We start from the raw sequence: 11,531 nt of genomic DNA, 5'->3' as shown, positions 1-11,531 counted from the left end.
CCCCATCATCCGATGCTCAAAGTCGAGTCGTTCACCTTCAATCCGTTCCAAGAGAACAGCTACGTCATCCACGATGGTGAGCGCGCCATGCTCATCGACCCCGGATGCTGGAACACGGCCGAGGAGCGGGAGCTGGATGACTGGCTCTCAGCGAACGAACTCACCCCCGAGCGCCTGGTCCTCACGCATGCCCACATCGACCACGTGCTGGGTTGCGCATGGGCGCATGACCGCTTCGGGCTGATGCCGGAACTGCACATGGCCGACCTGGAGCTGCTGCGCAATGCCCCGCGCCAAGGCCAGCTCTATGGGGTGCCCTGCCAGCCTTCGCCCGACCCGGTGCGCTTCATCGAAGAGGGCGAATTGATCCGTTTGGGCGACGATGAGCTGCGCGTGCTCTTCGTGCCGGGCCATGCACCGGGGCACATCGCTCTTCATGCCGAGGCAGAGCGCTTCGTTATCGCCGGTGACACGCTCTTCCAAGGCAGCATTGGCCGCACCGACCTGCCCGGCGGCGACTACGAAACGCTCATCCGAAGCATCAAGGAGCAATTGCTCGTCCTCGACGATGATGTCGTGGTGCATTGCGGCCACGGTCCCGATACCACGATCGGCAGGGAGCGGAGGATGAATCCGTTCTTGCGGTAAGCGAGTGATGGCGGCGAGTCCAACGTGCCGCTTGCAACTCAAGGCTTGCCGCTTCAACTAAGGGTGATAGCCATCAGGCTTGTACACCTTCCGTCCGCGTTCCAGCTCGTTGTGCTTGATGGGCGGCGGGCAATCGAAACCGTTCCGGGCGCGCAGGAAGAGGAAGCGCACGCTGAGGATGAGCGGCCGGTACCGGCTGCTGAACCATTGCAACTGGCCGAAGCCCTGATCCTGCGGCACCACGCTGAAGAACGGCGTCTCGATGGCGGGGATCACGAGCATGCGGCCGGTGACCTTGAAACCGTAGCCCACCTTCACATGCGCTTGGGCGATCACATCCGGAGGGAACGCGTGCTTGTTGAGGAAGGGATCGCCAGTGTGCGAATACTCGCTGCCCAAGCGCAGGTCGGCATTCGCGCCTAGGCTCAGCTGAACGAACTGGAAATCGCCCGTAGGGAAGAATTTATTGGCGTTGAAGGCAACGGTGAGTAATCGCTCCGCGAAGTAGCCTTCGCCAGCAAGCGGCGCCACGGTATCGCCGCGAAGCAGTGTCCCTATGTATGATTCAGCGCCTCGGAGATTCTTGTAGGCCACGCCGAGATCGAAGTAGTCGAGTATGACGGGATCTCGCGTGTACCACGTGGCACCGGCCTCGAGGTAGATGCCCGGCTTGCCGCTCGGGTCGTAGGTGGTCAGGTAGCGCAGGCTGTCGTTCCGGAAGACCTCTTCTTCCTCATTCTTGAAACGGGGCAGCGTGTACGTGACGCCCGGGGCGATGAACCAGCCGATCCGCTTGGCCTGGCCATTGAGCGGGATGAGGTCCGGGCGGCGGCGGCTCATGGGCTGGGCGAGCAGCTCCAGCCCGGTGGCCATTGAGAGCAGGATGAGGAGCGCGATGCGAAGCATGGACGAAGGTGGCACGGAGCGCAGGTGGAGAACGCGCGACAAGGGCTGAAAGTGTGAACGCGGGGGTGTGGGGATCAACCCTTCATCCTGCGAGGATGCTGACGCGCATCGAAGAAATCCGACACGCGAAGTTCATCCCCCTTGATGTAATACACGACCTTGACCTTGCCGACCACCCAGCGCCGGTACTGGCGCCCCCTATGCTCAAGGAGGACCTCCACAGCACCGGCTCCCGGCCATTCGCTCAACCACAGCAATTCCGATAGTAACTCATCTATGCGCGCCTCGACCTTGTCATCCGAATTGAACTGCGCCCAATAAGCCTGCAGATCAGCCAGGCTGTCCCACGCCGAATCGGCGATGACCAGCTTCATGCTCGCTTGGCCTGTGCGGCACGCAGCTTCTTCAATCCGGCGTGCAAACGCTTCCGACCCGACTCGACATCGGTCACCCGCCCCGCCTTGAAGTCCGCCTCAGCCCGATTCAATCGCTCGAGCAACGATGCCTGGGGTCCAGATTCCAGAGCAGGGTCGTTCAGCTGCTCAAAGATGCGCCGCAACGATTTCGCATCGCGCTTCTCATCCACGAGGGCTTTGATCTTCCGCTTAAGCGTGGCGGTGGTCATGGCAACCTAATTCGCACAAATGTATGGATGGACCAGCAGGTCTTCAGATACGTCGCATCACCGGCCAGAAGGCGATGCAGATAAGCACAAGGAAAGCAGGCGCAAGCCAAGCAATGACCTTCCAATTGCGCTTGACGTTCTCCCGGATCTCGCGAAGCTCTACGAACGAGTACACGTCAGACCTTGTTACCGGATCTGGAAAGCGGTAGAACCACGCTGGCAAGATGAACAACCCATACCTCATCTCTCCCCATGTCACTTGCTTACTGATGCGTCCTTCACCTTCCAACTGCTTCATATACCTCCGGAACATGCGCTTCTGCACTTCAGTATCGCGCACCATCAAGTATAGAACCACTCCAACAAAGAGCGCCAACACCAACGACAGACCATGAATCCAATTCACTTCACCAAGGTCAGTCTTCGAGGTTCAGCAACCCCAACGCCTTCCGCTCCACCTCCTCGCTCTCCCACTTCTCCTCGAGGCCCGGAACGGCCAGCACCTGCTCCATAATGCGGTCGTGGCGCAAGCCCTCGTCCCAAGCAGTCTTGTAGCCGATGTCGCTGAACTTCACTTGGCTGTAGAGCGGCAGCCACTTGTCCGGGTGCTTCGCTTGCAGGCGGCCCTCGATCTTCTTGCGGAGGATGAACTTCGGATCGGCCACCAGGTCGCGCATCTCCACGAAGTTGCGGAGGGACAGGTCGGCGATGGCGTCGCCGTTGGGCTTACGGGCCTTGTGGTAAGCGTCGAGCACGGTGCCCCAATTATCGTCGCCGTGCTGATTGAGAAGGTCGTTGAGCACCTTGCAATCCTCATAGCCCGCGTTCATGCCTTCGCCATAGAAGGGCACGATGGCATGGGCCGCATCGCCGATCAGCGCCACCTTGTCCTTGTAGGTCCACGGCGAGCAGCGGATGATCGCCAGGTTGCTCTGCGGGTTGCGGAAGTACTGCTCGGCGAGGTCGGGCAGCATGGGGATGGCATCGCGGAAGTGCTCCTCGAAGAAGCGCTTCAGGTCATCCTCATCCTTGATTCGATCGAAGCTGAACTCGCCTTCGTGGGGCATGAAGAGCGTGCCGGTGAAGCCAGCATCGGTGTTGGCGAGGCCCATCATCATGAACCAGCGGCGCGGCCAGATGTGCAGGCAATGCGGATCCATCTGCGGCGTGCCGTCAGCCTTGGGCGCGAAGGCGATCTCCTTGTAGTCGTGCTCGATGTAGGTCTGGCTGAAGGTGAAGCGGTGCTTCATGAACTCCTGCCGCACGGCGCTCGGGGCGCCATCGCTGCCGAAGACCACATCGGCGGGCACGGCGCTGGCTTCATCAGTCGCCTCGTTGTGGAACATGCACGTGCCCGTGTCGAGGTGAACGCCCGTGCAGCGATGCTCGAAATGCAGCTTCACGTTCGGGAACTTCTCCGCTTCGGAGAGCATCACCTTGTTCAGCTCGCCGCGGCTCACGCTGTGGATGGCGCGCTCGTCGATGCTGTAAGGCAATCGCGTGAGCTTGCCGTCGCGGTCGTGCGTCATGCGCGCATGCACGGGCACCACGATGCGCTCCACGGACTCATGCACGCCGGCGGCCTTCAAGGCGGTCCATCCGCGGTGGCTCACGACCAGGTTGATGCTGCGTCCCGCGTAAACGTTGGCCTTGCGCGGATCGGCCCTCCGCTCGAACACGTTGACCTTATGCCCGCGCTTGGCCAGGAACACGGCCAGGAGGCTGCCGACCAATCCGCCGCCGACGATGGTGATATTCTTCATGAAAGCGCCGATTTGAGGATCTGTCCGAAGCGCCATGCGTCCTCGAACGAATTGTACATCGGCACTGGTGCAACGCGGATGACATTGGGCTCGCGCCAATCGGCTACCACGCCCTTCGCGCTGATCGCATGGAACAGATCCTTGCCCTTGCCGTGCGCCACGATGCTCAATTGGCACCCGCGCTGCGCGGGATCGCTCGGGGTGATCACTTCCAGGTTCGCACCGGTCGCCTTCGCCACTTCAGCGATGATGAACGCCAGGTACCCGGTGAGCCGTTCGCTCTTCATCCGCAGGTTCGCGATGCCCGCGCGATCGAACTGCTCCAGCGCAACGCGATGCACCGCCATGCTGAACACCGGCGCGTTGCTCACCTGCCAGGCCTCAGCGGTGCTCATCGGCTTGAAGGTCCTCTCCATCCTGAAGCGCTCGTGCTTGTCGTGGCCCCACCAACCGGCGAAGAGCGGAAGGCTCTTGCCGTGATGCGCTTCATGCACGAACGCGCCACCGACGCTGCCCGGACCGCTGTTCAGGTATTTGTAGGTGCACCATGCAGCGAAGTCCACGTTCCATTCATGCAGCTTCAGGTGCAGGTTGCCAGCAGCATGCGCGAGGTCGTATCCAGCGAACGCACCAACAGCGTGAGCGGCCTTGGCGATCGCCGCCATGTCGAAGGCTTGGCCAGTATAGAAGTTGACGCCGCCGAAGCAAACGAGCGCGAGTTCATCGCCCAACTCGTTGATGCGCGCAATGATGTCCTCGGTTCGCAATGCGTATTCACCTGGCCGCGGCTGCACTTCGACCAGATCGGTCCCGGGATCACCGCCGTGGAAGGCGATCTGCGATGCGAATGCGTAGGTGTCGCTCGGAAAGGGTCGCTGCTCGGTGAGGATCTTCTTCCGTTTCCCCTTGGGCTGGTAGAAGCTCACCAGAAGGAAGTGCAGGTTGCTGGTGAGCTGGTTCATCACCACCACTTCGCTATCCCTCGCACCGACGAGCCGAGCGGTGAAAGCCGTGAGCTCTTCGTGGTAGCTGTACCACGGGTGCTTGGCCTTTAGGTGTCCTTCAACACCGAGCGCAGCCCAATCATCGAGCTCCTGCTTCAACGCGGCTGCAGCGCCCATGGGCTGAAGGCCGAGCGAATTGCCTGTGAAGTAGATCACGGGCTGGCCGTCCTTCTGCGGGAAATGGAACTCATCGCGGAAGGATCGAAGCGGATCGGCGGCATCCTGCGCGCGGGCGAATTCGAGGGTGTCCTGGTGATCGTTCATGAAGGCTGCCAAATTAGGATCAGAGCGCGCGCGGCTGCTGATGCGCGTCAGAGCATGCCTCCGAGCAGGGCCAGCAGCGGGATGAGGGCGATGGATGCATCCAACAGGAGCCAATGGGTCCAATGACGCGCGGTCGTCGATCGCATGATCAGGAAGGCGGGCATGACAAGGCCGATGAGCGGGAGCACCAAGGACCAATCCGCTTCGGGCCGTGCACCGACGGAGTGCGGGTAACCGGAGAATGACAGGCTCACCAAGAGCATCATGGCCAGCGGCATCAGCAACAGCAGCGCGAGCACTCGCGAAGCGCGAGCCCCGAGCAACTGCGGCAGCGTGCGAAGGCTAGGGGAATCAACTGCCGCATCGCGGCAATCGAAGGTGATGGCGATGGCCCAATAGAAACCGAGGAAAACCGGGATGAGGATCGGCTCCAAGTTGAACTTGTGGCTGGTGGAGGCCAGCAGCACCGTGCCCGCCGCCCACACCCAAGCCACGACCAAGGATTTCAAGCCGGGCACGGAGCGCAGGCCGATGGCGCGGCCTCCCATGCGAAGCGGGGTGACATAGAGAAGCGCCGGCAGGATCACCGGGCACAAGCGGATGAGCACTTCGATCAACTCATCATGCAAGGAGATCAGCGCCAGCAAGGCGCCCACCGCTGACAGGGTGCCCATTGCTTTCGCATTGCTCCGGTACCAAACGAACAGCAGGACCTCATTCAGCGCATCATCCTTCGCCCGGAACAAACGCGTGAAGCCGTACAAGGCCATTGTCGCGAAGAAGGCTGCGGCGCTTCGGTTCCATGAGCCGCCTCCGAACCAATCCTCTCCGATCCACCACACCTGGAGCGCGGCGCCCAGCGCCAGCACCACATGCCCATAGACCACGAACCGAAGCACCGGGTTCTTGATCTCGTGGCCCATGCTTAATCGTATCCCTCGAGGCTGGGATTGATGATGAATTGCCGCACGCTCACACCAACGGCAATACCAGCTGCGGTGCTCAGCAAAGAGCGCAGCACGCGCTTGGTGCGGCCCACCTTGGCATAGCCATAGGCGTAGTTCGGCTCGCCCTCGAGGTAGGGGTCGGTGAGCGAGCCTTTGGTGACATGCACCCGAGGCAAGGCCATGGCTCCAGCGTAGATCGGCGGCAGGAAGAGCGCATTCACCTCCAGGTTCAGCGCGATGCTGGCACCCGCGCCCACCAGGAAGCCACCCCAAGTGGCGAAGCGCGGCCTGTACCCTTTGCGGGCATCCTGCTCGCCCTTGATGAACCAGCGCATCTCCTGGATGGAGAGCTCGTTGCCGAAGACCGTGTCCTGGAAGTACCAGATCTTCTCTTTGCCAAGGGTGTCGGTCACGCTGAAGACGCTCTCGGTCGGTTCAGCGCGCTCCTTCCGCTTGCCATTGCGCCCGAGCTCCTCATAGCGCACCTCGAAGGTGCTCTGCCCGAGCACGCGCGCCTCGATGATCTGCCCGTTCATGAGCAGGATGCGATCCGGTCGGAAAGGTCCGAGCTGCGCGCGGCTGAATGAGGCGCTGGCGAGGACCAGCGAGAGGATCAGGAGCCGCATCATGGGTGGCCAAATGTATCTGCCATTCGGCAGGGAGGTCCGAAAGCCGCCACATGCTCCGGGTATATTCGCCCCGCTTTTCAGCATACTCACCATGAACGTTGTCAGCTACCAGGAGCGCCACATCGGACCGAACGCCGAAGAGACCACGGCCATGCTCAAGGCCATCGGCGTGTCGTCGTTGGATGAACTCATTGACCGCACGGTGCCCAAGGGCATCCGCGCGAAGAATGCGCTCGACGTGGGCCCGGCCATGACCGAGCTGGAATACCTCGAGCACATGCGCGACCTGGGCCGCGGCAACAAGCAGTTCCGCAGCTACATCGGACTGGGCTACAACGGCACCATCGTGCCGCAGCCCATCCTGCGCAACATCATGGAGAATCCCGGATGGTACACGGCCTACACCCCCTACCAGGCAGAGATCTCGCAGGGACGCTTGGAAGCCCTGCTGAATTTCCAGACGATGTGCAGCGACCTCACCGGACTGCCTATCGCCAATGCATCGCTCCTGGATGAGGCCACGGCCATCGCCGAGGCCATGCACATGCTCTACGCCGCGCGGCCGAAGGAGCTGGCCAATGCCCACAAGTTCTTCGCGGACAAGGGCCTCTATCCGCAGAACATCGATGTGCTGAAGACCCGTTGCGCGCCCATCGGCGTGGAACTCGTGGTCGGCGATGCCAAGGACCTCGACCCCGCCGACGGCTACTTCGGCCTCGCGTTGCAATACCCCGCTATCGACGGCAGCGTGAACGACTACCGCGCATTGGTGGGCATGGCGAAAGCGGCTGGCGTGAAGACGGCGGTCTGCGCCGACCTGCTCTCGCTCGTGCTGCTCGCGCCGCCGGGCGAATGGGGCGCCGATGTGTGCGTGGGCAACAGCCAGCGCTTCGGCGTTCCCATGGGATACGGCGGTCCGCACGCGGCCTTCTTCTGCTGCAGCGACGAATACAAGCGCCTGATCCCGGGCCGCATCATCGGCGTGAGCCAGGATCGTCGGGGCAAGCAGGGCCTGCGCATGGCACTGCAAACGCGCGAGCAGCACATCCGCCGCGACAAGGCTACCAGCAACATCTGCACGGCACAGGCGCTGCTCGCAGTGATGGCCGGCATGTACGCCGTTTATCACGGCCCGGAAGGCCTGAAGCGCATCGCCCGCAATGTTCACGCGCACTCGCGCTCAGTGGCCGAGGCGGCGAAGTCCATCGGCTACACCGTGGTGAACGGCTCGTACTTCGATACCATCACGCTCACTGGCGTGAAGGATGTGAAGAAGCTGCGTGATGCGATGGAGGCGAAGGGCATCAACCTGCGATACGAGGGCAGCAGCGCGAGCATCACTTTTGACGAAACGGTGCGCCCAGCGGATGTGGGCGACGTGATCGCCGCCCTGGCCGAGGCCGCTGGCGTGAAAGCGCCTGCAAGCGCAGGCAATGGAGCCAGCATGAGCGTTCCCGCCGATCTGCAGCGCAAGAGCGATTTCCTCACGCACCCGGTCTTCAACTCGCACCATTCCGAGACCGAGCTCATGCGCTACATGAAGCGCTTGGAGAACAAGGATTTCTCGCTCGTTCATGGCATGATCCCGCTCGGCTCATGCACCATGAAACTGAATGCAGCCGCCACCTTGTGGCCCATCACGAGGCCTGAATGGGCCTACATCCATCCTTTCGCTCCCGTGGAGCAGGTGAAGGGCTACCAGCAGGTCTTCGCGGAGCTCAGCGAGCAGCTCGCCAAGGCCACCGGCTTCACTGCTGTTTCGCTGCAGCCAAACAGCGGCGCCCAAGGCGAATACGCAGGCCTTCTTGTGATCCGCGCCTACCACGAGGCCCGCGGGGACAAGCACCGCAACATCGCGCTGATCCCCAGCAGCGCGCACGGCACCAACCCGGCCAGCGCCGTCATGGCTGGCATGCAGGTGGTGGTGGTGAAGGCTGATGGTGAAGGACATGTGGATGTGGCCGACCTGAAGGCGAAAGCAGAGCAGTACAAGGACACGCTGAGCTGCTTGATGGTGACCTACCCCAGCACGCACGGCGTTTATGAGGAGAGCATCAAGGAGATCACGAGCACCATACATGCCAACGGCGGTCTGGTTTACATGGATGGCGCGAACATGAACGCGCAAGTGGGACTGACCAGTCCCGGCGAGATCGGCGCTGATGTATGCCACCTGAACCTGCACAAGACCTTTGCGATCCCGCATGGCGGAGGCGGCCCTGGCATGGGCCCCATCTGCGTGAACGACAAGCTGAAGCCCTTCCTGCCAGGCCATCCGGTGATCAAGACCGGCGGGGAGTCAGCTGTTCCGGCCGTGAGCGCCGCTCCTTGGGGCAGCTCGCTCATCCTGCTCATCAGCTACGGCTATATCAAGATGCTAGGCGGCGAGGGCCTCACCGATGCCACGCGCTACGCCATCCTGAACGCGAACTACCTCCGCGCGAAATTGGAGAAGCACTACCCCATCCTCTACGTAGGCAGCCAGGGCATGGTGGCGCATGAGATGATCCTCGATTGCCGCGACTTCAAGCGCGCGGCCGGCGTGGATGTGAGCGATGTGGCCAAGCGGCTGATGGATTACGGCTTCCATGCGCCCACGGTGAGCTTCCCGGTGGCTGAGACGCTGATGGTGGAACCCACCGAGAGCGAGAGCAAGGCCGAACTGGATCGGTTCATCGAGGCCATGATCAGCATCCGTCAGGAGGTCGCTGCCATTGAGCAAGGCAAGGCCGACAAGGCCGATAACGTGCTGAAGAACGCGCCGCACACCAGCGAAGAAGTGTGCGCCAATGAATGGAGCCACCTCTACTCGCGCGAGCAAGCCGCATTCCCGGCGCAGGTGAACCGGGAGTGGAAATACTGGCCCACCGTGAGCCGGGTTGACAATGCCTTCGGCGACCGTAACCTGATCTGCACCTGTCCGCCAGTGGAGGAATACATGACCGTGGAAGCCTGATGCGGAACCTGATCATTCTGCCCTTCGCGGCGCTGGTGCTCGGGCAAACCGCTTTCGCGCAATCGCGCCAATCCACCTGCTTCTGGGGCGAGGATTTCGAGCTGGGCATTCCTGCGGATTGGAGCACGAATCAGGTCGAGCGGCAGACTTCCACCGGCAGCGGCCTCGGCGAATTCGTCCCGGCCTTCATCGCGGGCACGTCGACTGACGCGGATGCGAATGGCTATTTCGATGTGGCGGACATGCCCGTGGGCAATCGCTTCGCCATGGCCAACGACGATGCGCCACCCTGCAATTGCGACCTCGACAGCGCGGTGCTGGCCACGCCCGTGATCGACCTCTCCGGCATCTTCAATGCAGCACTGGACCTCCGTGTGCACCACACGCAAGCCCTCGGCGGCGGCGAAGCATGGATCGACTTCAGCATCAACGGCACGGATTGGCAGCCTTTCGAGCTGATTCCCGCCGGTCCAGGCTGGCAGCGGCTCACCTTCAGCATGAACCTGCTCGGAGGCATCAGCACCCTTCAGCTGCGCTTCCGCTGGAGCGATAGCGGCGCTTGGGCAAGCGGCTTCGCAGTGGACGACCTCTGCATCCGGGAAACCCTTGTCCATGACTTGGCAGTGACGAAAGTCCGCATCGGCGATGAATCCGTTTCGCCCTTCACGACAGGCGGGAACGGGGTCGGTTACCGCTTGCTCCCCTTGGAGCAATCCAGGCCACTGTCCGTTTCTGCTGACCTGCATAACGTAGGGAGCGCCCCGCTGTACAACGCTTTGGTCACCGTGACGGCGCAGCAGAATGGCACAGACCATGGCCCGTTCCAGTCCGCAACCATCGACACCTTGCTGAGCGGGGAACGCATCACGGTGTTCGTTCAAACCGATTGGGCGCCGGATGCATTGGGTGAAGTGACTTATACGGCCGTCGCGAATTCGCCTACTGGCGAGGAGGACCCGAACGACAATCAGTCCGTGGCAACCATCACGATCACCGGCCCGGGCTGGGACGATGGCTACGGCGCCATGGCGATTGATGCTGGTGTCGTGGAAGGTGCAGCGCGCAGCAACGAGGGCTTCATAGCGGCCTTGCGCTTCGAATTGGTGAACGAAGGCAGCACCGCCCGTGGAATCAGCGCTGTGATCGATCCGAATTCTCAGGTGGGCCAGGAGGTGCGCGGCATCCTCATGGACGGCAACTTCTCCTTCATCGACACCACATTGAGGCACGCCATAAGCCCGGCAGACATCGAGGCCGCATTGCTAGGACTGCCTTTGTACCTGCCGTTCCCAACGCCCCCAGTGCTTTCTGCTGCCGATCACTTCGCTGGTCTGCAACGCCTCGTAGGCTCCGGATCCGTGGGCGTGCTCACCAGTGGCACCGGACCAATCGGGGCAGCCGCCTTCATGGAGGGCCTCACCTTCGATATCGATTGGCTCACCGCCATGCCCATGGTGCGATTGCACCTCAGCGATTATGGCGTGGGGGTGGCGTACAGGCCTTCGACGGCGCCCGGATCGCGCATCTACCCCATGCCCGTTCATGACCGCGCCGTTGTTGAGCATGCCTTCAGTGGTTCTGGCCAGGCCCGCGTGGTTGTTCGCGATGCTGCGGGCCGCGAGCTGCTCCGGGAGGAATTGGGCGCTATTCAGAAAGGAGCGCAGTCCATTGGGCTCGACCTTTCGCCCTTGGCCAACGGCGCCTACATGCTCCAGATTGAGGAAGGCCAGCTGGTCACCGGCCTGAAAATGGTCGTTGCCCGCTAAGCCGCGCGTCCGTCGCTTCCAGC

At 62.0% G+C, this 11,531-nt stretch carries 11 protein-coding genes; 3 read left to right on the top strand and 8 right to left on the bottom strand.

The features are described 5' to 3' along the window. Positions 1-12 precede the first annotated feature (12 nt). Positions 13-648, top strand: coding sequence for an MBL fold metallo-hydrolase (locus tag IPK70_10515; protein ID MBK8227593.1), 636 nt, complete (start codon positions 13-15; stop codon positions 646-648). Between the two features lie 57 nt (positions 649-705). Here the strand turns inward: IPK70_10515 and IPK70_10510 are convergent, their stop codons facing one another. The 8 genes from IPK70_10510 to IPK70_10475 all read right to left on the bottom strand — a co-directional run bounded on the left by IPK70_10510 (position 706) and on the right by IPK70_10475 (position 6,786). Further along, positions 706-1,554 (bottom strand): hypothetical protein, encoded by an 849-nt coding sequence (locus IPK70_10510; GenBank protein MBK8227592.1) that lies wholly within the window; start codon positions 1,552-1,554, stop codon positions 706-708. Positions 1,555-1,628: 74 nt separating this feature from the next. Next, positions 1,629-1,928 carry a hypothetical protein gene (locus IPK70_10505; protein MBK8227591.1) on the bottom strand — a complete coding sequence of 100 codons (300 nt, stop codon included), beginning with the start codon at positions 1,926-1,928 and terminating at the stop codon, positions 1,629-1,631. Beyond that, on the bottom strand, positions 1,925-2,140 hold the full coding sequence (locus IPK70_10500) for a hypothetical protein (protein ID MBK8227590.1): 216 nt from the start codon (positions 2,138-2,140) through the stop codon (positions 1,925-1,927). Before IPK70_10500 ends, IPK70_10505 begins: the two co-directional genes overlap by 4 nt. Positions 2,141-2,222: 82 nt before the next feature. Then, a complete protein-coding gene (locus IPK70_10495; GenBank protein MBK8227589.1) occupies positions 2,223-2,522 on the bottom strand; it encodes a hypothetical protein in 300 nt (99 codons plus the stop codon). A gap of 73 nt (positions 2,523-2,595) precedes the next feature. Further along, positions 2,596-3,942, bottom strand: coding sequence for an FAD-dependent monooxygenase (locus IPK70_10490; GenBank protein ID MBK8227588.1), 1,347 nt, complete (start codon positions 3,940-3,942; stop codon positions 2,596-2,598). Next, positions 3,939-5,210: a kynureninase gene (gene kynU, locus IPK70_10485; GenBank protein MBK8227587.1), complete on the bottom strand. Its 1,272-nt coding sequence runs from the start codon at positions 5,208-5,210 to the stop codon at positions 3,939-3,941. Before kynU ends, IPK70_10490 begins: the two co-directional genes overlap by 4 nt. A gap of 47 nt (positions 5,211-5,257) precedes the next feature. Beyond that, the gene (locus IPK70_10480) at positions 5,258-6,133 is read right to left on the bottom strand and encodes a hypothetical protein (GenBank protein MBK8227586.1); all 876 of its coding nucleotides are present in this window, start codon (positions 6,131-6,133) and stop codon (positions 5,258-5,260) included. Positions 6,134-6,135: 2 nt separating this feature from the next. Then, positions 6,136-6,786 (bottom strand): hypothetical protein, encoded by a 651-nt coding sequence (locus IPK70_10475; protein ID MBK8227585.1) that lies wholly within the window; start codon positions 6,784-6,786, stop codon positions 6,136-6,138. Between the two features lie 91 nt (positions 6,787-6,877). Between IPK70_10475 and gcvP the strand changes: the two genes are divergently transcribed. Together gcvP and IPK70_10465 are read left to right on the top strand one after the other, a co-directional pair. Then, a complete protein-coding gene (gene gcvP, locus IPK70_10470; GenBank protein ID MBK8227584.1) occupies positions 6,878-9,742 on the top strand; it encodes an aminomethyl-transferring glycine dehydrogenase in 2,865 nt (954 codons plus the stop codon). Further along, positions 9,742-11,508: a T9SS type A sorting domain-containing protein gene (locus IPK70_10465; protein MBK8227583.1), complete on the top strand. Its 1,767-nt coding sequence runs from the start codon at positions 9,742-9,744 to the stop codon at positions 11,506-11,508. Before gcvP ends, IPK70_10465 begins: the two co-directional genes overlap by 1 nt. The last annotated feature ends 23 nt before the right edge of the window (positions 11,509-11,531 follow it).

It is taken from the genome of Flavobacteriales bacterium (assembly GCA_016712535.1).
Classification (GTDB): domain Bacteria; phylum Bacteroidota; class Bacteroidia; order Flavobacteriales_F; family PHOS-HE28; genus PHOS-HE28.
This window is presented reverse-complemented; position numbering and strand designations above follow the sequence as displayed.

Excerpts from the sequence above, each read along its gene's own strand:
- gcvP (MBK8227584.1), top strand. The coding sequence starts at position 6,878 with ATGAACGTTGTCAGCTACCAGGAGCGCCACATCGGACCGAACGCCGAA.
- IPK70_10475 (MBK8227585.1), bottom strand. The coding sequence starts at position 6,786 with ATGATGCGGCTCCTGATCCTCTCGCTGGTCCTCGCCAGCGCCTCATTC.
- IPK70_10510 (MBK8227592.1), bottom strand. The coding sequence starts at position 1,554 with ATGCTTCGCATCGCGCTCCTCATCCTGCTCTCAATGGCCACCGGGCTG.
- IPK70_10480 (MBK8227586.1), bottom strand. The coding sequence starts at position 6,133 with ATGGGCCACGAGATCAAGAACCCGGTGCTTCGGTTCGTGGTCTATGGG.
- IPK70_10490 (MBK8227588.1), bottom strand. The coding sequence starts at position 3,942 with ATGAAGAATATCACCATCGTCGGCGGCGGATTGGTCGGCAGCCTCCTG.
- IPK70_10495 (MBK8227589.1), bottom strand. The coding sequence starts at position 2,522 with ATGGTGCGCGATACTGAAGTGCAGAAGCGCATGTTCCGGAGGTATATG.
- IPK70_10505 (MBK8227591.1), bottom strand. The coding sequence starts at position 1,928 with ATGAAGCTGGTCATCGCCGATTCGGCGTGGGACAGCCTGGCTGATCTG.
- kynU (MBK8227587.1), bottom strand. The coding sequence starts at position 5,210 with ATGAACGATCACCAGGACACCCTCGAATTCGCCCGCGCGCAGGATGCC.
- IPK70_10465 (MBK8227583.1), top strand. The coding sequence starts at position 9,742 with ATGCGGAACCTGATCATTCTGCCCTTCGCGGCGCTGGTGCTCGGGCAA.
- IPK70_10515 (MBK8227593.1), top strand. The coding sequence starts at position 13 with ATGCTCAAAGTCGAGTCGTTCACCTTCAATCCGTTCCAAGAGAACAGC.